19 protein-coding genes are annotated in these 23,430 nt (G+C 34.9%); 7 read left to right on the top strand and 12 right to left on the bottom strand.

All coding sequences use genetic code 11. The annotated features are described in order from the left end of the window. Window positions 1–102 precede the first annotated feature (102 nt). The 6 genes from ACO05K_RS19820 to mutL form a co-directional block, all read right to left on the bottom strand. Window positions 103–2,832 (bottom strand): carboxypeptidase regulatory-like domain-containing protein, encoded by a 2,730-nt coding sequence (locus ACO05K_RS19820; RefSeq protein ID WP_421946130.1) that lies wholly within the window; start codon window positions 2,830–2,832, stop codon window positions 103–105. A 140-nt stretch (window positions 2,833–2,972) separates the two neighbouring features. After that, the gene (locus ACO05K_RS19825) at window positions 2,973–3,605 is read right to left on the bottom strand and encodes a nitroreductase family protein (protein ID WP_421946131.1); all 633 of its coding nucleotides are present in this window, start codon (window positions 3,603–3,605) and stop codon (window positions 2,973–2,975) included. Window positions 3,606–3,729: 124 nt separating this feature from the next. Then, window positions 3,730–4,854 (bottom strand): endonuclease/exonuclease/phosphatase family protein, encoded by a 1,125-nt coding sequence (locus ACO05K_RS19830; protein WP_421946132.1) that lies wholly within the window; start codon window positions 4,852–4,854, stop codon window positions 3,730–3,732. After that, a complete protein-coding gene (locus ACO05K_RS19835) occupies window positions 4,855–5,709 on the bottom strand; it encodes a rhomboid family intramembrane serine protease (RefSeq protein ID WP_421946133.1) in 855 nt (284 codons plus the stop codon). After that, window positions 5,702–6,403 (bottom strand): rhomboid family intramembrane serine protease, encoded by a 702-nt coding sequence (locus ACO05K_RS19840; protein WP_421946134.1) that lies wholly within the window; start codon window positions 6,401–6,403, stop codon window positions 5,702–5,704. The genes ACO05K_RS19835 and ACO05K_RS19840 overlap by 8 nt, the downstream gene beginning before the upstream one ends. A gap of 87 nt (window positions 6,404–6,490) precedes the next feature. Further along, complete coding sequence (gene mutL, locus ACO05K_RS19845; protein WP_421946135.1) at window positions 6,491–8,326, bottom strand: DNA mismatch repair endonuclease MutL; 1,836 nt, start codon at window positions 8,324–8,326, stop codon at window positions 6,491–6,493. A 420-nt stretch (window positions 8,327–8,746) separates the two neighbouring features. Here mutL and ACO05K_RS19850 point away from each other — a divergent pair, with 420 nt between their 5' ends. After that, window positions 8,747–10,381: an amidohydrolase gene (locus ACO05K_RS19850; RefSeq protein ID WP_421946136.1), complete on the top strand. Its 1,635-nt coding sequence runs from the start codon at window positions 8,747–8,749 to the stop codon at window positions 10,379–10,381. Beyond that, window positions 10,368–12,185: a serine hydrolase domain-containing protein gene (locus ACO05K_RS19855; protein ID WP_421946137.1), complete on the top strand. Its 1,818-nt coding sequence runs from the start codon at window positions 10,368–10,370 to the stop codon at window positions 12,183–12,185. Before ACO05K_RS19850 ends, ACO05K_RS19855 begins: the two co-directional genes overlap by 14 nt. A 368-nt stretch (window positions 12,186–12,553) precedes the next feature. Here ACO05K_RS19855 and ACO05K_RS19860 read toward each other — a convergent pair whose 3' ends face one another. The 3 genes from ACO05K_RS19860 to ACO05K_RS19870 form a co-directional block, all read right to left on the bottom strand. Further along, window positions 12,554–13,156: a hypothetical protein gene (locus ACO05K_RS19860; RefSeq protein WP_421946138.1), complete on the bottom strand. Its 603-nt coding sequence runs from the start codon at window positions 13,154–13,156 to the stop codon at window positions 12,554–12,556. A gap of 86 nt (window positions 13,157–13,242) precedes the next feature. Continuing rightward, the gene (locus ACO05K_RS19865; RefSeq protein WP_421946139.1) at window positions 13,243–13,896 is read right to left on the bottom strand and encodes a hypothetical protein; all 654 of its coding nucleotides are present in this window, start codon (window positions 13,894–13,896) and stop codon (window positions 13,243–13,245) included. A 144-nt stretch (window positions 13,897–14,040) separates the two neighbouring features. Continuing rightward, window positions 14,041–15,003, bottom strand: a complete 963-nt coding sequence (locus ACO05K_RS19870) for an isopenicillin N synthase family dioxygenase (RefSeq protein WP_421946140.1) — start codon at window positions 15,001–15,003, stop codon at window positions 14,041–14,043. 248 nt (window positions 15,004–15,251) lie between these two features. Between ACO05K_RS19870 and msrA the strand changes: the two genes are divergently transcribed. The 5 genes from msrA (at window position 15,252) to ACO05K_RS19895 (ending at window position 20,612) form a co-directional block, all read left to right on the top strand. Continuing rightward, window positions 15,252–15,851: a peptide-methionine (S)-S-oxide reductase MsrA gene (msrA, locus tag ACO05K_RS19875; RefSeq protein WP_421946141.1), complete on the top strand. Its 600-nt coding sequence runs from the start codon at window positions 15,252–15,254 to the stop codon at window positions 15,849–15,851. 343 nt (window positions 15,852–16,194) lie between these two features. Continuing rightward, entirely contained in the window at window positions 16,195–17,655 is a 1,461-nt protein-coding gene (gene cysS, locus ACO05K_RS19880) for a cysteine--tRNA ligase (RefSeq protein WP_421946142.1), read from the top strand. Window positions 17,656–17,705: 50 nt separating this feature from the next. After that, on the top strand, window positions 17,706–18,689 hold the full coding sequence (locus tag ACO05K_RS19885; RefSeq protein WP_421946143.1) for a M28 family peptidase: 984 nt from the start codon (window positions 17,706–17,708) through the stop codon (window positions 18,687–18,689). Between the two features lie 80 nt (window positions 18,690–18,769). Then, the gene (locus ACO05K_RS19890; RefSeq protein ID WP_421946144.1) at window positions 18,770–19,630 is read left to right on the top strand and encodes a nuclear transport factor 2 family protein; all 861 of its coding nucleotides are present in this window, start codon (window positions 18,770–18,772) and stop codon (window positions 19,628–19,630) included. Window positions 19,631–19,727: 97 nt separating this feature from the next. Next, window positions 19,728–20,612: a glycerophosphodiester phosphodiesterase family protein gene (locus ACO05K_RS19895; protein ID WP_421946145.1), complete on the top strand. Its 885-nt coding sequence runs from the start codon at window positions 19,728–19,730 to the stop codon at window positions 20,610–20,612. A gap of 80 nt (window positions 20,613–20,692) precedes the next feature. On the opposite strand, the gene ACO05K_RS19900 is transcribed toward ACO05K_RS19895, so the two are convergent. The 3 genes from ACO05K_RS19900 to ACO05K_RS19910 form a co-directional block, all read right to left on the bottom strand. Next, the gene (locus ACO05K_RS19900; protein WP_421946146.1) at window positions 20,693–20,890 is read right to left on the bottom strand and encodes a hypothetical protein; all 198 of its coding nucleotides are present in this window, start codon (window positions 20,888–20,890) and stop codon (window positions 20,693–20,695) included. Between the two features lie 194 nt (window positions 20,891–21,084). Continuing rightward, window positions 21,085–22,047, bottom strand: coding sequence for an AAA family ATPase (locus ACO05K_RS19905; protein WP_421946147.1), 963 nt, complete (start codon window positions 22,045–22,047; stop codon window positions 21,085–21,087). Window positions 22,048–22,052: 5 nt separating this feature from the next. Next, window positions 22,053–23,414, bottom strand: coding sequence for a foldase protein PrsA (locus ACO05K_RS19910; protein WP_421946148.1), 1,362 nt, complete (start codon window positions 23,412–23,414; stop codon window positions 22,053–22,055). Window positions 23,415–23,430: the final 16 nt, after the last annotated feature.

Below are 23,430 nucleotides of genomic sequence, written 5' to 3' on the forward strand. Positions count from 1 at the left end.
GTTCATTAACCTTGCCACGTTGAGCTTGTCGAAGATTAGATAAAATTATCTAATCTTCGACAAGCTCAGATTGACAAATTCGGACTATTATCCTGTATTTGCTTATTTAACAGTGTATCTGAAAATGGATCTTCCAATATTTCCATTTTCATCTATACCTTCAACAATTACTTTGTATTGCCCTTTTCCATCAGCATTGTAGAAATCAAATGATGATGTTCCGGTTGCTTTATCAGTTATTACCTTCGGATTCCAATAAATTGTTGTGCGTAAATCGTTGCGGTTTAAATTTGCCGGAACATCATATTTTGGCATGTAAAATTGTCTTTCTTTATCGTATCCTTGTGGTGAGAAGCTAACCTCATAATTTTTCGGTAGCATATCTAACAACTGGCTTTTAGAAATCTTTGTTCCTTTAGGTGCCTTTTTCTGATTAATAACCAAAACACCATTAATGTTATTATTTCTATTCACCAAACCAAGTTCATCACGCAAAAATATTTCAATTGATTCTACATTTGCAGCCTCAATAGTGTTTATTTGGTTAACATCTACCATCATACCATTAATAAAAACGCCCATTGGTATTTTCTTGCCTTGATTATAATCTCTCGTTACAAAAAACTGATTATCTACATAGGTAACACCTGTAGCCATGGTTTGTAAACAGTTTATTAATAAATTACAGCCAGTTAATCTTTCTCCAGAAATTTCGTGATCTGCCAGTTGTCCCAATCCAGAAAGAGCTGGGTAATCTTTATGGCTAACTTTAGGAACTGCAGTACCTTTAATGGTAACATCTTTTAAGGTGTGCAAATACGAATACTGCTTTTTACTATTATCTAAATAGCTGGTTAAAGTGCTGTCTATATTCAAAACTTCATCTGGTGCATTAAAATTTCTGCTTACGCTAGGTGCAGGTGTGCCATTTAAAGAAATTGCCATGCTTTTATAATTCACATTATATTTTGCAGTAATGGTTACTTTTGATGAATCGTTAAAAACAAGGTTGTTGAATTTAAAGTTTCCTACCGGATCAGTTACACCTTCCAGGTTAAAGCGTTTATCAGGAATTGTTAAAAGTAATTGACCTTTCCTGACAGGAATACCATTGCTCATTCTTAAAATACCCGAAATTTCAATTCCCTGCTCTGGCAAAATGGTTATTTTTGGTATTCTGTTTGCAATTATATCGGTATATGAATAACTTCTGTAGCCTTGTGTAAGTAGGAGTAAATCTAAATCGCCTACTTTTTTAGCATCTGTATCGTTGAAATAATAATTAGGCTTTTCAACGTATCCTTTTAAATCGCTGTTTAATAAAAGTGATGTTAATATTGTTGTAGCGCCATCTTCATTTAAAGGAACTTTAGTTTCATCAACCACAGATACTGATAAATTTCCTTCGACAGGAGCACCATCTTTTTTAGTGCTAACATTAATCTTAACTTTCTTTTTCGGTCCATAGGTGGCAAGTGGGCTTGTTACTGCTAACGACAAGGTATTTTTATTTTGCACGAAAATAAGGCGCTCGCTTAATGGTTTACCATTCTCTGCAAAAAGTGTAAACTGTGCAATTCCCATCGGGAATTTATTTTTAGGAATAGTTGTAGTATATTCTTTATTAGCTAATGCCGTTTGTGCGCCATAACAAACCACACCTTTACTTTGTGCAATTACATAAAATAATTTTCCTTGATTAGCTTGAAAAAATGCATCATTTGATGCTATTTTGATTGAAATATTATCGGCATCTGCATTGCTCGCCTTAATGGTAATTCCACTGCCAGAAACTGCAGGTAAATTAACATTTTGGTTGGTACCATCGGCATACGCTACAGCAGCCTTATAAGATTTTCCATTTTCGGGGGTAAATGTAAAACTACCCATGCCCAGATGTTGGGCTGTGAAAGTTGCAACTTGTTTACCATCAGCATCAGTAATTGTTCCTTTAGCATTTATGCCTAAGCCATCACTTTTAATAGCTTTAAATGCAACCTTATTTTCAATCCCCGAAATCAGGTTTCCGCCTTCGGCAAAAAACTGTATATCTTTATTTACAGCTGCATTCTTTAATTGAAAGCTATTTGTAACTACATCTTTTTCAGTTGTGTTTAAAGTTGTAATTAATTCGCCTTTTTGTAATTGATATTCTGCTTTTTGCGCAGCCGTCATGCTAATCGTTAAAAATCCATTGGCATCAGTTGTTCCTCTACCTCTTGCAATAGTTGTATAGCTAGTTACAACTTGCCAGTTAACATTTTTATTAGCATACGGTTTATTGTTCAAGTCTTTAAATTGAACTCTGGCATCAATCTTTTCTTGTTTATCTGTAGATAGATTTTTGTAAGAAATATGCGTTTTAACTTCTTTATCAATTGCTTCGCCTACATAAAATGTTTTATTAAAATATGCAGGGTCAGTTGAGTTTAACATCCATAAAGTGTAAGCCCTAACGTGATAATTTCCTTGTTTGTAATTCTCCATTGATAAAGGGAAATTACCAGCTGCAACACCACCAACTAAAGGAAGTTTAATGGTTTGTATTAGGGAGTCTTTCTGGTTAATTACGTCAACATAAACGATTTTACTAATTCCAGAAAGAAAGTTTTGATTCTCGGTTACGTAAGCTTTAAACCAAACTGTGTCGGCAACTGCATAATAAGGCTTGTCGAAGTGTAAATAAATCTTTTCTGTAGGGAAATCATTTAAAACTTTATTGGTTTTTGATATTATGGTATTTATGCTAACCGTATCAGTTTGTGCAAAAGAAGAAAGGTTAAGCACGCTTAAAAAAGAAAGTAATACAACTAGAATTCTAAAAATCTTCATGAACAGGATTTATTTTACTAAGGATGTAAATATATCCAATTAAAAATAGAGCACATAACTTGCATTTATCTTTAACATTTTTTTACAATAAAAAAGCCAGCTTTACTATTGCAAAGCCGGCTATATTTAATTTGATATTGTTATTTAAACTCAATTACAAATTCGTTTAATGGAGTACGTACCTTTTTTAGGTTAACTAGCCAATCACCAGCTTCGTCTCTATATCCTAATGGTAATAAAGTTACACTGCGTAAACCTTGTTTTTCTAAACCTAAAAGTTCATCTAAAGCTGGTCCGTTAAAACCTTCCATTGGTGTTGCATCAACTTTTAATAAAGCCGCTTCTGCAATTGCGATTCCGAAACCAATATAAGCCTGGCGAGCTGCATGACTAAAATTTTCTTCTGCAGTTCTTGGTAAAATCATACCTTTTAATTGTGTTTTGTAAGCGTCAGTTGCTTCTTCAGGCAATCCTCGCTCTGCGTTCATACGAGAAAATGTTTTATCAATTCCTTCTTCAGTATAGTTTTCGAATGCTGCAAAAACTAAAAGATGTGATGAATCGATAACCTGTGACTGATTAAATGCAATTGGAGCAATTTTTTCTTTCAACTCTTGGTTAGTTATCACAATAACTTTAAAGGGTTGTAAGCCTGATGAGGTTGGAGCAAGGTGTGCAGCTGCAATAATTTTATCTACTTTTTCTTGTTCAACTGGTTGGCCATTCATTTTCTTAACAGCATAACGCCAGTTTAAAGCTTCTAATAAACTCATATTCTAAATTTTTTTGATTCTAAATTTCTTACAACAAATATCACAAATGTGTACCCATAGTTTTGTTGATCTATGGTAATAAACAGGCGTAGTTTCTTAAAGGAAAGTAGTTTGAATTAAAACTTTACTCTGATTTATTTTCAGAAAATTTTAAATCAATCCTAACGGGGAAATGGTCGGATAGTTTGGCTTTTTCGATTTTGTAATTAAGCACATCCAAATCTTTAGAGGTTGCAATATAATCAATCTGGAAATTTGGAAATTTGCCATTATAGGTTTTTCCAAATCCGGAGCCTTTTTCTTCAAATGAATTTTTTAGGTCTTTAGTGATTTTTTTTACGGCGTAAGATGCGGGGGTATCATTAAAATCACCAGCAATTAAATAAGGTGTTTTACATTTAGCCATTTCTGCTTTCATAATATCAACTTGTTCGCTTCTTTTTACGAAAGCACGTTTTAACATCCTCAAAATCCTTTTAGATGCATAAAGTTTGCCTCTGGTCTTTTTTGTTAATTCATCAAGAAACTGATAATCTTGAGGCTGAAAACTTATCGACTGAAAGTGAACATTATATATTCTTATTGTTTTACCATTAACATCTAAATCTGTATAAATGCTCATGTTATCACCATATCCTTGAAAAAGAATACTATCTTGATGTTTGATAGGGTACTTGGAAAATATTGCCAAACCGAAAGCTTCATAATCATTGTCAGATGCAGGCTGAAAGTAATAATATTTGGTGTTTAGCATCCGTTTCAAACTGTCAATTGTGTTAAATTTCCCGGCTTTTCTTGTATAAAACTCCTGAAAACAAACCACATCAGGATTTTGATCTTTAACAACTTGCAGCATTTTCTCTTTTGCCGGGATAGTATTATCTTCTCCATAAAATTTAAAACTATGAACATTGTAAGTCATAACTCTTACAGAGCCGGTTTCCTTTTCAAGCTGACCTTCATCACCTCCAAAACCAAAAGTAGTATGAAGGGTGTTGTAACCTGAAAGGATTATAGCCAAAACAACAAAAGCAAAAAGCCACTTCTTTCTGATTATCCACCAAATAAAAAACAGGATACAAACAAATAAGGAATATGGATATGCTAACGCGAAATAGGCGAAAAGAAAGTTTGTACGTGGATCTATATTTCCGGCAACTGTTCCAAGTATCAGCGAAATTGCCATTACAATAGTTATTGGCAAAAATATTTTATCTAAAAAGTTGTATTTCGATTTCGATGTAGGCATTTAATCTTTACTGGCTTTAAATAATTTTTCCTTTTCGGTTGCGGTTAACTTATCGTACCCTGATTTTGATATTTTATCAAGTATCTCATCAACTTCTTTTTGCGAAACACCTTTAAACTCAGGCTTTTTTACAGGCTGCTCATTCTTTACAACCCTTAGTTTAGGCTTTTTTTCGAAAATCTTACTCCAATCGTTGCCGTTTTGTAAGCTCTTGATAAAAACAAAACCCAAAATAGCACCACCAATATGAGCAAAACTTCCACCAGCATTTGCGGAGCCTAAGCTTAAAATATCTAAAATGAAATATGCAATTGCAAGATATTTAATTTTTACCTCACCTAAAAACATTAAGAAAATTCCATAATTAGGAACTAACGTTGCTGTTGCAGCAATAATTGCCATTACAGCAGCCGACGAACCAATAACAGAAGCACTTGCCAAGCTATCTTTAAAAACAGGAATTAAATTTAAGCCAAGCAAATATACTAAAGCACCTGCTAAGCCACCTGCCCAAAAAATAAAATGAAACTGACGCGTTTTTAAGAAATTCATAAAGATTTGTCCAAACCAGAACAAGGCTATCATATTAAATAAAATATGAAAGAAATCTGCGTGGAAAAACATATAGGTTACAACCGTATAAAACCTATCTGGAAAGCTAGAAAATGCAGCAGGTAGGGCAAGATAGGTTCTTACCATCTCGTAAATATTTATTTTATTGCCGCTAAAGAATGATACTAGAGCAATTAGAGCTGTTGCAATAAATATAATGACGTTAATACCAATATATAAAGAAACTGGATTTCCTGAACGGAAAACTTTTGAGCTTAAATCTTTAAGAACATTATTATTCATAATAGGTATAAAAATTTGTGTTTTTATCTTTCCATATTTTCACCAAAATAAAACCAATGAGCGCTCCACCCAAATGTGCGTAGTGCGCAATAGAGTCACCTTGTATTTGTGCAATGCCTAAAGAAAGCTCTATTAAAATATAAACAGGAATAATATACTTTGCTTTTACAGGAACTGGTATAAATAAAATTAATAGCTCTGCATTTGGATAAAGCATACCAAATGCGACTAATAAACCAAATATTGCTCCCGATGCACCAACCATTTGGCTGCCATACACGCCTTGCAATGTTCCAAGGGCTTCTTCACTACTAATTTGCTTTTGCCAACCTTCAAACATTGTCACCTGCCCTAAAACCGAATGAACTTCGTAAGCCTGAACAGCCATTTGTAATGCCAAAGCACCTAATCCTGTAATAAAATAAAAAGTTAAAAATTTCTTAGCACCCCATCTCGATTCTAATAAACTGCCAAAAGAATATAGCGCAAACATGTTAAAAAAGATATGCCCAATTCCACCATGCATAAACATGTATGTAATGGGTTGCCAAAATCTAAAATTCGGAGAATCGAAATAATATACAGCAAGCAAATTGCCTAAGTTTAGATTAGGCAAAAGATATGTTGCTACGAAAAGTAAAATATTTATGATGAGCAGGTTCTTTACAACCGGTGGTATATATATGTTATTCATTAATTATTCTTTTGTACGTTAAGCGTTTTTCGTTTTTAGCTTTCTACTATAGTCTTGATACTTGCTACTAAATACTTGCTACTCTAATCACTTCTCAAACTTTTTATCCAGCTCTGCTAAAGTAATGGTTTGAATTACTGGTTTTCCACTTATGCTAAAGTTAGGGGTTTTGCAGGCAAAAAGTTCATCAATAAGCGTATTCATTTCTTCCTGACTTAAAGCGGTTCCTGCTTTAATTGCACTATTTTTAGCTAAACTTCTAGCTAAACTATCGCGTTTGTTTAATTTTAAATCTTGTTGCGAGTTTTTAAATCCTTCAATCAGCTGTTCAAACAACTGAGTTTCGTTAATGTTTGAACTACCTAAATCAATAGGAATACCTTCTACAACCAAAGTGTTTTTCCCAAATTCACGAACATCAAAACCTAAACTTTTAATGTCATCAAGCAAGCTTTTCGCAAGCTCAAAATCGTTAGCATTTAACGTAATGGTTTGTGGAAATAAACTTTGTTGCGATGCACCTTTTCTATCATCAAGATGTACGAGAAAACGTTCGTAAAGGATGCGTTCGTGTGCCATTTGTTGGTCGATAACCATTAAACCCGACTTTATCTGCGAAACAATATAACGGTTGTGCAACTGCATATATTGTTTTTTTTGTGTTTCGAAACTGGTATCTTCTGTATAAAATGATGCCTGTTCAACTACAGGTTGTTCTGTAATTTCATAAAGCGAACCCCAGTTTTTTGCGCTAGGTTTTGCTTCGTAATTTCTTGGTGATGATGAATAACCAGAAACAGATGTGTTATCACTAGCAAATGGATTAAAATCGGGATTGAAGCTAATACTTGGCGGTACAATATCTTCAACAGCCTTTGGTGAAATCATGTTGCTAAAACCTGTTTCCTGATCGAAATCTAATGTAGGGGAGATGTTATACCTCCCGATAGAACGCTTAACTGCCGATTTTAAAATTGCATATATAGATTTTTCATCCAAATACTTAATTTCTGTTTTTGTTGGATGAACATTTACATCAATTTTTGATGGGTCTATATCAATAAATAAAACGTAAAGCGGATAACTATCATCAGGCAGCAAATCTTCAAAAGCTGAGCTTACCGCATGATTTAGATAAGGATCTTTTATAAAACGGTTGTTTACAAAGAAGAATTGCTCGCCACGGGTTTTCTTAGCAAATGCAGGTTTGCCTATAAATCCTTTTAGGTTAATAATTGTTGTATCTTCCTCAACAGGAACCAGTCTTTCGTTGTAATTATTTCCAAATAAGTGTATTATGCGCTGTTTTAAATTGCCTTTTGGTAAGTTAAAAATTTCTGTTCCATCGTGGTGTAAACTGAAAAATATACCTGGATGTGCCAATGCCACTCTTTGAAATTCATCAATAATATGGCGCATTTCTACCGGATTACTTTTAAGAAAATTTCTTCGGGCAGGTGTATTAAAAAATAAGTTTTTAATAGAGATTTGTGTTCCGGGCGGCGTCGCTACAGGCTCCTGGCTGGTCACCTGCGCACCTTCGATACTAATGCAAGTTCCAATTTCATCATCATGCCTGCGGGTTTTCATTTCTACCTGAGCAATTGCCGCAATAGATGCCATAGCTTCGCCACGAAAACCCATTGTACGGATGGCAAACAAATCTTCGGCTTTTTTTACTTTAGATGTTGCGTGGCGTTCAAAACACATTCTGGCATCAGTAACGCTCATGCCAGAGCCATTATCAACAATCTGAATTAATGCTTTGCCCGCATCTTTTATCACCAATTGAATTTTGTCTGCTCCGGCATCAATAGAATTTTCTAACAACTCTTTTACTGCAGAAGCAGGTCTTTGAACAACTTCTCCGGCAGCAATTTGATTGGCAACAGCATCAGGTAATAGGTGAATAATATCAGTCATGTGATAAGGCAATGTGAATCTGCTAAATTATGCAAAATAAGCTTAAGGAATGTATTTTGTTCAAAACTCAACAGCTAAATGACGGTAAATAAAAACTAAAAAACAGTGATGGCTTAGCAATGACGTAAACATGTCGTACAGGAAATTGAAAGAAAAGTAATTACGGTTGCTTATTATTTAAGTCAAACCAAAGTGCTGTTTCTTCGTTTCGCTTTATTCCGGCATAACAAATTTTTGGGGATGCACTATCAAAGCCAAAGAACAAACTTAAATACAAAAATTTTAAGCCGGCACTTTTGTTTCTTTTGGTGTCAAAAGAAAGAGGCCTGTCTGGCTAAGACAAATGATTAAAAGATTTAGGAGTGAGCTAACATTTAATTTACAAACACTTCTGCTCACATTTTTTCTATCTTTATCTTCATGAAATCATTTATCTACGCATTAATTTCTGTAGCTATTTTATCTTCCTGCGGAAAAAAAGAGCAAGCCGATATAATTGTTTACAATGCGAAAGTTTACACCGTAAACGCCAATTTTGATACAGCTCAGGCTTTTGCAATAATGGATGGCAAAATACTTGCTGTTGGTAAAAGCGATGAGATAAGAAGGCAATTTGAGGCAGATGAAAGTATCGATGCTTTAGGCAAAACAGTTTATCCGGGTTTTATTGATGCGCACGCCCACTTTTTTGGCTACGGACAAAGCCTTCAAACTGCTGATTTACGTGAAACTAAATCTTGGGAAGAAGTAATTCAACGATTGACAGATTTTGCAAAAACACATCCCGATGGCTGGTTAATCGGTAACGGCTGGGATCAGAATGATTGGGCAGATAAAGCTTTCCCTACAAACGAACAATTAACAAAGCTTTTTCCAAATCGCCCGGTTATTTTAAACCGAATTGATGGTCATGCCGCAATTGTAAATCAAAAAGCCTTTGATGATGCCGGAATAAAAAGTGAACAAAAATTAGTTGGTGGCGATATGCTTACAGAAAACGGTAAGCTTACCGGTGTTTTAATTGATAATGCCGTTGGTTTGGTAGAAAGCAAAATTCCATCTCCAGATGCAAAACTTGCTGAAAAGATTTTAACTGATGCACAGACCAATTGTTTTGCCGCTGGCTTAACCACAATTGATGATTGCGGATTGCCTTTTGAAGCGGTAGATTTTATCGAAAAACTGCAAAAGGATAAGAAACTAAAAATGCGTTTGTACGTAATGTTATCTGATGCACAAAAGAATTACGATTATCTTTTTAAACGAGGTGCAATAAAAACAGACAGGTTAAATGTTCGCTCTTTTAAAGTTTATGCCGATGGCGCTTTGGGTTCTCGTGGTGCAAGCTTATTGAAGCCTTATACCGATATGCCAAATAAATCGGGTTTTTTATTGAGCGACCAAAAACATTTTGAAGAAGTGGCTGAAAAAATTGCATCGCATAACTTTCAAATGTGTACGCACGCCATTGGCGATTCTGCAAACCGTGTAATACTTAAAATTTACAATAATATTTTAAAAGGTAAAAACGATAAACGCTGGCGTATTGAACATGCGCAAGTGGTTAATGCCAAAGATTTTGACTTGTTTGGTTGTGCTAGCATTGTGCCTTCTGTACAGCCAACTCATGCCACATCAGATATGTATTGGGCCAGACAAAGATTGGGTAATGAGCGATTGAAAGGTGCTTATGCTTACAAACAACTGCTCAAACAAAATGGCTGGATCCCATTAGGGACTGATTTTCCGGTTGAAAACATTAATCCATTATTAACGTTTTATGCAGCAACGGTTAGAGAAGATGCCAAAGGTTATCCGAAAGGTGGTTTTCAATTTGAAAACGCATTAACACCAGAAGAAGCTTTACGCGGAATGACCATTTGGGCAGCCAAAGCAAATTTTGAAGAACATGAAAAAGGAAGTATTGAAAAAGGAAAGTTTGCCGATTTCGTAATTTTAGATAACGATATTTTAAAATCATCACCAGAAAATATTTTAAAAACCAAAGTATTAAAAACCTACCTCAACGGAGAAAAAGTATATGAAGCGAAGTAAATTATTTGTCCTTGCGGCAGCAACAGCATTTAATGTTTTATGTTTAGCAGCCTGTGCACAAGAACATGCTCAAAATGAAAGAAAACTATCTGTAGCTAATACAATCAATAAAACAACAGTTCTGCTAAATAATCAAAATAACCTTATTCCGCTTAAAGAACTGGATAAAAAAAATATTGCATCAGTAAGTTTAAGTTTTAATTACAGCAGTGTTTTCGATAGTTTGGCAAATAAATATGATAAAATAACTTCCTTCTCTGCCGATGCTTATAAGGATAGCGTTAATCTTAATGATTTGGAAGATGAACTGAAATACTTCAATACAGTTCTGGTTTCCATCGATGATAAAAACGTTGCTAATGCAAAATACATCAATTTTATAAATAGCATTAGCAAAAGTAAATCGGTAATTATTTCCCTTTTTGGTAATGGAACAGGGTTAAAATCTTTTGACGCATTAAATACACCAATTATTTGGACGGCACAAAATTCTACAGATGCAGCGGCAATTGTACCTCAGTATATTTTCGGTGGTATCGCAGCTTCAAATAAACTTACTTCAGCGTTTTCTGCTAAGTATACCATTGGCTCTGGTTTTAGTACATCGGCAACCCGTTTAAAATATACTGTTCCGGAGGATGCTGGTGTAAACTCAAATAATTTAAAAGAAATTGATGCAATAGCAGCAGAAGCAATTAGTCAGAAAGCGGCTCCTGGTATGGTAGTTTTAGTTGCAAAAGATGGGAAGGTAATTTTCAATAAAGCTTACGGAACACATACCTATGATTCTAGCCTGCCGGATAAGGTTACAGATATTTTCGATTTAGCGTCAGTTACAAAAGTTACCGCCACTACACCATCAGTAATGCGATTATTCGAAGAAAATAAATTAAAGCTCGATACAAACATTGGTGCGTACATTCCAAAAGCGAGAACTACACCGATGAACAATATTAAAATTCGTGAGGTAATGCTTCATCAGGCGGGCTTTATTCCTTATATACCTTTCCACAATTTTGTTAAGGAAGGAGATTACAGTAGAGATTCTTCAGCTGCATACCCAACAAAGGTTGCAGATAATTATTACATCAAAAAAGGTTTCTTTAAAGATTTTATGTGGCCGAAAATGTTAAACTCGCCAATAAAAACCCGTGGTCAATATGTTTACAGCGATATCAGTATGTATGTGATGAAGGATATTGTAGAGCATATCAGCGAAGAACCTTTAAATAAATACGCTTACGAAAATTTTTATAAACCTTTGGGGATGCAAACTGCCGGCTTTTTGCCAAGAAATCGCTTTAATGCTGATCAGATTATTCCAACAGAAGATGATAAATATTTCAGAAAAACCTTGTTAGTGGGTTATGTTCATGATCAGGGTGCAGCTTTAGCGGGCGGAATTTCTGGTCATGCTGGCTTATTTTCAAGCGCAAATGATTTGGCTATAATTTACCAGATGCTTCTAAATAAAGGAACTTATGGTGGCGAAGAATATTTTAAGCCATCAACAGTAGATATGTTTACTTCGAAGCAATCGCCGGTAAGTCGCCGTGGTTTAGGTTTCGATCGCTGGGACCCAGATACAACAAAACACTATCCATCTGATTTAGCTTCCGCACAAACTTACGGACATACGGGCTATACCGGAACTTGCGTTTGGGTAGATCCATCTCGCGGATTGGTTTATGTTTTCCTTTCAAACAGAGTAAATCCAACAGTTTCGGAAAAGCTTGGTAACCTGAAAATCAGAGGTAGAATCCAGGATGTAATTAATAAGGCTATTGATGAGTCTAAGAAATAGAATGATATGGAATGTCTGGTCGCAGATTATTCATAGTTTAGCTAGGTTTTTCTTTTTTGTTAAGCGCTTAAACTTGTTCAAGGTATGCATAATCATGACTTATTGCTATCTCCCTCATACCATCGCCGTATTATAACATAATTCAATCTGAAGTAAGTCCATGTTTTGCGGTAAAACATGGACTTAACATGGACTTACATGCTTGAAGGCCCCTTAAGCGCTAAACTATATGAGCGTTTTCTGTGCAATAGAAAATGGATATTAAGAATCTTTCAGAGAAATGGTATAGAACTTCCGTCATTGCGAGGCACTAAGCAATCTCTAAACTTAACAGATTGCTTCGTACCTCGCAATGACGAATTGTGCATCTACTCATCATCAAGCAAGGTTATACATCCTTGTTCGAGCTGCTTAATTCTGGTGTCGAAAGTTTTTATCGCTTCTGTATTTTTTAAAGTCTGATACAGGTAAGTAATCATGCCTTTTGTAATGTCATCTGGGTCACAAGCATAAGATTTTTCCAGATAAGCAACTGTTTTATTGGCAAGAGGTTTGTATTCAGCAGATAGTTTTCCATGTAATGCTGTATCATTTGCATCAGCAGCCTGATTCATTTTAGCAACCAGTTCTTTACAAGTTTTAAAATGTTCATTTCCCAAAGCCAGGTATGGTACATAGTAACCCGGTGTTAACTTAATGCTTTCTTCGTAATATGGAATAGCTTTACTCATCATATTGCTTTCTTCTAAAAGTCTGCCCATATGATACGTTACGTTTGCAATTTGCTTAGGTTTTAATTCTGATTTTCGATTTAATAAACTTAAGCCAATAGCTATGGCTTTTGGTTTTTCATCCGGCGTCATTCTGATTGTTGTATAATCTTCATATAAATCAGCAATGTTTTTACTTTGAGCGAATGTAGAACTTACGCAGATAAATAGCAGAAAGCACAATAGATAGGTTTTTTTCATAGGATAGAATTAACGGCTGAGTAAAAAATATAGGAATTAATAGTGTGGTAGATTTCTAAGTGAAACTAAATCTGATAAAAATATTTCTAGTTCCAAAGCCCTTTTTCTCTTTGCTGTTTTATAATACCAATTATTTCATTATTATAAAATTGAGGATCTTTTTCTAAGACTTCTTTAATTGCTTGATTTTTATCTTTTAATAAAGTTAATCTTTTATTCACAGCTTCATGTTTTCTAGAATTGCCGCATAAAGACCATTTTGCTGTAGCACCAGCTAGAAACACATTTACATCAACCCGATTATCGAAATTAGGTATTTGTGCTATAATATTATCAAGGTATTTTACTTTGCCTGTTGCGAAAAATGAAGCCCAATTCATACCATTAAGAGAAGGAGATGGCTTAGCGGATAAATATATAGAATCAATATTTGCAGAAAAAAGATAAACTAAAAGCTTTTTAATTTCAGGCTTCTCAACTCTATCAATACTTGAAATAAAATCCTTTTTTAATTTTGAGTCATTTAAAAATGCGGCACCAAAAAAACCAGTAATAACCGGAGTCAATTTATTATTATCAACAGGCGTTTTATTAATAAATTCAATCGCCTTATTAATAATATTCGTGTCTTTATTTAAATAATACGTTTGCGAAATTTGACTAAAATTTCTATCATCATTCTGTGCGACCACCATTTTGGAGGACAGAATAATTAAAATAATGAGGCATAAGTCTTTCATATATGGCTTGTTGTTATAGATCAAATATAGATAAAGCTGTTGTAGACTTTTAAAAAACTTAAACAAAAAAAGCATCAACTTTCGCTGATGCTTTAAACTTTAAACTTTTTACTTTCAACTTCGGACCTCGGAGTCCCGACTCTCTTATTTCTTCAATCCAATTTCTCTTAATCTTTCATCAAGATATTCTCCGGCAGTCATGTCGCTGTATGCTTTAGGATGTTCTGCATCGATAGTTGATGGTAAACTTGTTAAATCCATGTCGCTACGCGGATGCAAGAAAAATGGCACAGAAAAGCGTGATGTTTTCATTAACTCGCGAGGAGGATTTACCACTCTGTGCGTTGTAGATTTTAATTTGTTGTTTGTTAAACGTTGCAGCATATCGCCAACATTTACAACGATATCAGTATGATGTGCTTTTATCGGCAACCACTCGTTGCTGCGGGTTAAAACTTCTAAGCCATCGGCACTTGCGCCAATTAATAAAGTAATTAAATTAATATCCTCATGCGCTCCTGCACGTACTGCATCATCAGGAATTGTTTCAGGATTTTCGATAGGGAAGTAATGTATTCCTCTTAAAATCGAATTTCCGTTATGAACATGTTTGTCGAAATAATTAATCGGTAACTCTAAATAAGTGGCAATGGCACGAAGTAAGTGCGTTCCGTTTTCTTCAAGTTTTTTATAAATCGAGCCTGTAACGTTATTGAAATCAGGTAATTCTTCTAAAACTTCATTGTCAGGATATTCATTTTTAACTGGGTCGCCATCGGTAACTTCTTGGCCGATTTGCCAAAATTCTTTCAAATCAGGCGTTTTTGCACCTTTTGCTGTTTCTTTACCAGCGCTTGTATAACCGCGTTGACCAGCTAATTCGGGTTTTTCGTATTTGCGTTTTGTATCAACAGGTAATGAAAAAGCAGCCTTAATATTTTCGTAAAGCTTATCTATCAATTCCTGACTTAAACCATGATTGGTTATGGTTACAAAACCAGAATCGTTAAAAGCTCTCCCAAGCTCATCAGAAAACTTTTTGCGTTCTTCTTCAGTACCGTTAATGTACGAGCCTAAATCTAAACATGGAATATAAGGTGTAGACATAATTTTATGTTTTAATTGTTATACGAATTTAAAAAGAATTGTTAATAAGTGTGTTTTGGTGAAAATTAACTATTTCAAATTGTTGATTTTTAGTGTTTTAATTTATTAACATTGATGTTTCATTCCACAAAATTTAGGTTTGTCATGCAAAATCCATTATTAAAACAACAGAAACTTTAAATGTTTTTATTTCGTAATATAGTTAAGCAATTAATGGAAATATTGATTGCTGATAAACACACAAAACAATGAAAAAGATAATCTTAATTTTATTAACTGCACTTTCTATTACCGGAGCAAATGCACAGGGTAAAAAAAGCGAGCAGGCAACTTTTGGTATGGGTTGTTTCTGGTGTACAGAAGCTATATTTCAAAAGATAAAAGGCGTTACTTCTGTAAAATCTGGATACGAAGGTGGCAAAGTTGCAAACCCAACTTACGAAGAAGTTTGTACGGGTTTAACCGGGCATGCTGAAGTTTTGCAGATTACTTACAATCCAATGCAAATTAGCTACACTGAATTATTGGAGATTTTCTGGAAAAGTCATGATCCAACCACTTTAAATCGTCAGGGTGCTGATAGCGGAACGCAATATCGTTCGGTTATTTTTTACCATAATGCAGAGCAAAAGGCATTAGCTGATAAGTATAAAGATGAGTTAAACAAAACAAATGCTTTTGGAAAAAAGGTTGTAACCGTAATTGAGCCAGCTAAACCATTTTATGTGGCAGAAAGTTATCATCAGAATTATTATAAAAATAACGGCGACCAGGCTTATTGCAGACTGGTTATTTTGCCTAAGCTGGAAAAACTAGAGAAGGTTTTTAAATCAAAATTGAAAAACTAGTTTAATTTTGTTTCTTAAAAAAGCTCAAATGAGATTATCCAAATAGGATTACTTGTTTGAGCTTTTTTGATGTTGGAGAAATGTTTGAACAGCCCGTTTTGCTAGTGCTATCTGCGATTTGCAACCCTTCATAGCAGAAGCTGCAGAGGTAATCTAGACCTGATTGAAATGAAAAGCCCGCATCCCGATTTTATATCGGGAGAGGACTTGTAATGTAAAGCAGGACGAACATTATTGGAACAACAGGCTTTGCTCTTCTAATATTTGATTTATACATTGTCATTAAGCGATTTGGCAATTAAACAATTCCAAACATTTCGATGGTAAATATTACATTTGCAATATGAATACTGGCTTACAGCTTTACAATACGCTTTCTCGTAAAAAAGAACTATTTACACCTTTAAATGCACCCAATGTTGGGATGTATGTTTGCGGTCCGACGGTTTACAGTGATGTGCACTTGGGCAACTGTCGTACTTTTATGTCTTTCGATTTAATTTTTAGATACCTAAAATACGCCGGTTATAAGGTTCGCTATGTTCGTAATATTACCGATGCAGGCCATTTAGAAGGCGATAGGGATGAAGGCGATGATAAATTTGCAAAAAGAGCAAAGTTAGAGCAGCTTGAGCCGATGGAAATTGTACAGAAATATACGCTTGGTTTCCATGATGTGATGCGCATGTTTAATACGCTGCCGCCAAGTATTGAGCCAACCGCAACCGGACATATTATTGAGCAAATTGAGATGATTAAAATTATCATCGAGAATGGTTATGCTTATGAAATTGGTGGTAATGTTTATTTCGATGTAGAAAAATACAGCAAAGAATATAATTACACTATTTTAACCAATCGCAACCTGGAAGATATGCTGAATAACACCCGTGAATTGGGTGGACAGGATGAGAAGAGAGGTAGGTTAGATTTTGCTTTATGGATTAAGGCAAAGCCTGAAACATTAATGCAATGGCAATCGCCATGGGGCATGGGTTTTCCGGGTTGGCATATAGAATGTTCGGCAATGAGTGCCAAATATCTAGGTGCCGAGTTTGATATTCATGGCGGTGGTATGGATTTAGCGGCTACGCACCATACTAACGAAATTGCACAATCTGAAGCTTGCAGTCACCATCAGCCTGCTCGTTTTTGGATGCATACCAATATGCTTACGGTTAACGGTACGCGTATGTCGAAATCTGCCGGAAATGGTTTCTTGCCATTGCAATTATTTACTGGCGACCATCCTTTGCTTAGAAAAGGCTATAGTCCGATGACGGTTAAGTTTTTTATGCTTCAGGCACATTACCGCAGTACTTTAGATTTCTCTAACGATGCGCTTGATGCATCTGAAAAAGGATTCCGTAGGTTAATTGCTACGGTTAATTTATTGGATAAATTATCAGTTTCTGAACAAAATGAATTTGATATTGATGCAATTAAAGAGAACTGCGTTAATGCAATGAATGATGATTTTAATAGTCCGGTTTTAATTGCCGAATTGTTTGAAGCCGTTAGAATTATTAATACGGTTTATGATGGTAAAGGCAAAATTTCATCATCAGAATTGGATAAGCTGAAACAGCTGATAAACGATTTCGTGTTTGAAATTTTAGGTTTGAAGGATGAAGAATCTGATAATCTGGAATTAAATAGTGTACTGGATATGGTTATTCAACTGCGTAAAGAAGCGAAAGAAAATAAAGATTATGCAACATCGGATAAGATAAGAATTGGCCTGCAAGATTTGGGCATTCAGCTTAAGGATGGGAAGGAAGGAACAACCTGGAGTAAGGTTTAACTTTTCATTTAAGCTTTAATCTTTTCCCTTTCAGCTTTTAACTTATAACAATGAATAAAAAACTTTTAATACTGCCTTTAATAGCTTTAATTGCTTTTGAAGCCTGTAGAAACGATAAAAAATCAACAGAAGAAACTGAAACAGTACAGCAAGAAATTAAACTTGTTTCTCCTGATTTTAATGCTGATAGTGCCTTTGCGTATACTAAAACACAAGTAGATTTTGGTCCGCGTATTCCAGGAACTGCTGCCCACCAAAAATGTGCAGATTATTTGGTTGCCAAACTAAAATCTTTCGGTGCTCTGGTGAGTATTAAAGGTGAACCTACAAAAACTTACGATGGGAAAACTTTCCAGCTTAAAAACATACATGCAAGTTTTAACCCTGAAAATAAAAACAGGGTTTTAGTTACTGCCCATTGGGATGCAAGGCCATTTTCTGATCAGGATACAGATCCTGCAAATCATAACAAAGCTTTTGATGCTGCGAATGACGGAGGTAGCGGTGTTGCTGTAATCCTTGAAATGGCTCGTCAGATTCAACAAAAACAACCTAATGTTGGAGTAGATTTTGTATTGTGGGATTTGGAAGATTATGGCAAGGCCAATGATGAAACACCAGATGAAACCACCTGGTGTTTAGGCTCTCAATACTGGGCGAAAAACGTTGCTAGAAATGGCTACAAAGCGATGTACGGTATCAATTTAGATATGGTAGGCGGTGGTAATGCTCAATTTACACAAGATGAAATATCTCGTCAATCTGCACCAGAAGTTGTGAATAAGGTTTGGAACATTGGAAGCGAAATTGGCTATTCGTCTTACTTTGTTAGTATTCCGAGTGGAAGACTGGTAGATGATCATTTCTGGGTTAATAAAGCCGGAATCCCATGTATAGATATTATTCATTATAACGATAATAGTGGGTTTTACATCAATTGGCATACGCAATTGGATAACTTAGCCAACATCGATAAAAATACGCTAAAGGCTACCGGACAAACCGTTCTGGAAACCATTTATCGCGAAAAATAATAATGTTTAATTGTTAATTACTTTTAAAAACTCACCCAAAAGAAAATTTTATATTCGCCGTACCATAATTAAAAATACAAATGAAACAAATCTTCTCTACCGCATTAGCTTCGCTTTTAGCATTTGGCGCTTTTGCCCAAAAAAGTGATGGAACAACCAAATCTTTAGTAAATGCAGAAAAAGAATTCGCTAAATCGATAGGAAAAAGTGGCGACAAAGAATCATATATCGAATATTCATCTGCAAATGCATTAGTTTTCCGACCGAATCCTGTAAATGCAAAAACTTTTTATGCTAGTCAATCAAAAGGTTTAAATGAGGTAAGCTGGGAACCTAATTTAGCCAAGGTTTCTAAAAGTGGCGATTGGGGATTTACAACCGGTAATTATCAGGTTGGCACAGCCGATAAAAAATATGGTCAATACTTATCTATTTGGAAGGCAGAAGGCGGAAAATGGAAGTTGGCAATAGATTTAGGTACAGAAAGCAACAAACCTTTAAATAAAATTGCAGATAAGTTTGTAGAACCAAAAGAACATGTAGCACCTAAAACTTTCATAAACGAGAAAGAAATAAAAGCTGGTAAGGATGTAATTCTTACTACCGAAAAAACACTTAATACTTTTCTTAAAACACATGGTATAGGCGCTTTCGGTGGCTTTTTAACTAACGATGCACGTTTACTTTTTCCAGGTAATGAAGCTATTGAAGGCAAAGGAAAAGTACTTTCGTTTTTAAATGGGATGGTTAGTAAAATAAATTTAAAAACTACCGCTGTAGATAAAGCTGCTGGTAGCGATTTTGCATATACCTATGGTGTTGCAACTATCGACTATAAAGCCGATTTACGCGAAAGTTTTAACTACGTTTTTATATACGAAAAAGCAGCAGATGCAAGCTGGAACTTAATTGTTCAGGCGTTTGTTCCGGCAGAAAGATAAATTATAATGTGAACTTAAGAAAGGGCTCTCCGTAAAAAGAAAGCCCTTTTTTTATAAGTAAATCTTTAATTTTACGTTTATTCCTAAAACAAAATTCATGTTTAAAAAACTACTAATATTTCAATTCTTAATCCTTTTTTGCTTAAATACTTTTGCTCAAAAACAAAAGTTTGATGTTCAGGGTAAAGCCGGAGCGAGAGGTATAATGCCAGAAAATACCATTCAGGGAATGCTCAAAGCTTTAGATTTAGGTGTTACCACTCTCGAAATGGATGCAGTAATATCTAAAGATAAACAGGTTATATTATCTCAGGAACCATATTTTAATACTGAAATTTCTTTGCAACCTAACGGAAAAGCCATCAGTTTTAAGGAGCAAAAAAACTTCAATATTTATAAAATGAATTATGAAGAGATTAAGAAATTTGATGTTGGTAGCAAGATTCATAGCCGTTTTCCAGGGCAAATGAAATTTAAAGCTTACAAGCCTTCGCTAAATGAAACGATTGATGCAGTGGAAGCTTATGTAAAGCAAAACAGATTGGCGAAGCCCATGTATAGCATCGAAACTAAAACCATAAAAAATGGCGATAATGAGTTTCATCCTGAGCCGGCAGAATTTGTTGAATTAATTATGGCTGTAATTAACGAAAAGAAACTTTCAAAAAGAGTTATCATTCAGTCTTTTGACATGCGAACACTTCAGTATTTACACGAAAAATATCCTAAAATTCAAACATCATTATTAATTGATGAAAAGGAATCATTCGAAGATTATATTGAAAAACTTGGGTTTAAACCAACTATCTACAGTCCATATTCGGTTTTAGTTGGTAAAGGATTAGTAGATAGATGCCATGCAATGGGTGTTAAAATAATTCCATGGACAGTTAATACTACAAAAGATATAAAATACTTTATGAGCCTGGGTGTTGATGGTGTGATTACCGATTTCCCTAATTTAATGAACCAGCTTAAATAAACTTAAGATTAACTAAGAATAAAAAAAAGACCTGATAAATTAATTATCAGGTCTTTTTTTATTTATCCGTTAAGGAAATCTTAGTGATGAGGTTTAGCTTCTTCAGTATGTGTAGCTTCTGTTTTTCCGTGTTCAGATGAACTACCTTCTTCAGCGTGGCGGAATATTGGTCTGGTAAATACAACGCAAAGAATTAAAACAATAATCCATGCGGTTAATGGTAATGCCCAAATCCCTTTTGTTTGCTGAACCGGTGCGTGTGAGTCGTGAGCTGACATATCTAATATTTTTGATTTATAATTTATGCTTTGTTATGAGTTGTAAAGATAACAACAATGTTCAAAAAAATAAATTTTAAGGCTTAATGTTTAGTGTTTTAATTAATCTTCGAATTTTACCTAAGCAGAACTATGACAGTAGGTTCTAAATGTCAATAAGATGCTGAAATAAATTCAGCATGACGGAAAAGTTCTTAAAGCAAATCTTTAATTATTTTCTCAATAGATAAACCTTCAGCTTCTGCACGGTAATTTCTAACAATGCGATGGCGCAGAATAGGTTCGGCAATCGCCTGAACATCTTCGATATCTGGAGCATATTTACCACTTATTGCAGCATGGCACTTTGCGCCTAGAACTAGAAATTGAGATGCTCTCGGTCCAGCTCCCCAACTTACATACTTGTTAATGGCTTCTGTAGCAAACTCTGTATTCGGACGAGTTTTAGCGGCCAGTTTAACGGCATATTCCAAAACATTATCCGTAACCGGAATATCCCTGATTAATTTCTGGAAATATTGAATGTCATCAGCATTAATAATTTTTTGTAGCTGATTAGTTTTATTGCTTGTTGTGTTTCTAACAATGTTTAGCTCGTCTGCAAAAGTAGGATAATTTAGCTGAATGTTAAACATGAAACGGTCTAGCTGCGCTTCGGGTAGCGGGTAAGTACCTTCTTGCTCAATAGGATTTTGCGTAGCTAAAACGAAAAACGGTTTAGGTAAAGTATGGGTTTGTCCCGCCGCTGTAACCGATTTCTCTTGCATGGCCTCTAACAAAGCCGCCTGAGTTTTCGGTGGCGTTCTGTTAATTTCATCAGCAAGAATAATATTTGAGAAAACAGGCCCTTTAATAAATTTAAAATGTCTGTCTTCTCCTAATATTTCAGCACCGATAATATCACTTGGCATTAAATCGGGTGTAAACTGAATACGGTTAAAATCTAAATCTAAAACCGATGCTACAGTTTGTACAAGTAAAGTTTTGGCTAATCCGGGTACACCAACCAGTAAACAATGTCCGTTACTGAAAATGGCGATTAAAACGGATTTTATGATGTCATCCTGTCCAACAACAACCTTACTTATTTCAGTTTTAATGGTATTGAAGGATTGATGAAGTGCATCTACTGCTTCTACTTCATTTTTGTACTGCATATGCATTACTTGCTTTCAGTTTTTGTTTTAGTCCAGATTTTTAAACCATCACAAGTTTGGAATTCCGGGTCAATTTTAATATATGTGCTTTCTCTGCGTTTTTCAAACCACTCGCTCAAAGTACGGTTGGTTTTATCATCCTGCGCAGCAGCTTTAATTTTTGGAAAATCCTGAACCAGATTAGCTTTGTGAGGTGGTATTTTAGATTTCAGATATAAAATTCTGTAACCTTGTTTTCCATCAGCAGCAGTAAATAATTCTGGTTTAGAAATACCTCCAACCTTCATAGTATCAATTACCAGGAATACCGCTGGGTCTAATTTATCAATTGGAATAAAAGTAGTTCTGCTTTGTACATTTTCAGCATTAAGCATCATACCGCCATTATATTTTGTTTCTTTATTATCAGAATATAAGTTTGCCGCGGCAGCAAAACTTAATTTCTTTGCCATGATGTTGTTATAAATACTATCTGCATGAAGTTTTGTACGGTCGATACTTGCTTGTGTGCTTTTCGGCATAATTAAAATGTGACGGGCATGAACTTGCTCACCTCTTCGCTCTATAACCTGCAAAATGTGAAATCCAAACTCGGTTTCAAATACTGGCGACATTTCTCCGGCTTTAAGTTTAAATGCCCAAGAAGTAAATTCTTTTGCCATTTGGCTTCTATCAAAGAAACCTAAATCTCCACCATCACCAACTGAACCCGGATCTTCTGAGTAAGCTTTTGCCAAAGCACCAAAATCTTCGCCACCTTTAATTCTTAAACGTAAGGCTTCGATTTTATCATGAAATCTTTCTTTCTCAACTTTAGTTAATTGAGGATTCAAAATTACCTCTCCAACTTCAACTTCGGTGTTAAATTCAGGAAGTGTATCGCCTAAAGATTTATAATATTTTTCTACCTCTAATGGCGTAACATTAATGTTTTCGGTAATTTTAGATTGCATTTTCTGCGCAATCAATTCATCTTTGATAGATGGTCTGATTTCATCTTTATACTGCAAAACAGATTTGTTTAAAAATTGCTCTAAACGCTCTTGTCCGCCTGCACGATTGATACTATAACGCATACGTCTGTTTACCTCGTCATCAACCTGACTGTCATCAACCATAATCGAATCAATTTCAGCTTGCTGTTTAAGCAATTTCTGTATTAAAGTGTTCTCTAAAATTTTGCATTTAATGTTCGGATCAGCCGCCTGTCCCTGGTACAAAACTTGAGTATATTGTTGGTTAATATCCGATAGGAGAATAATATTATTTCCTACAACAGCAGCAACTTTATCTATATTGTTTTTTTGAGCGTATGTGTTTAAAAACAAGCCCAATAACGCAGTTACTACTAAAAAAACTTTCTTCATTCTATTTATTGTATTT

Origin of the sequence: Pedobacter sp. (genome assembly GCF_965227205.1) — a bacterium.
GTDB lineage: Bacteria > Bacteroidota > Bacteroidia > Sphingobacteriales > Sphingobacteriaceae > Pedobacter.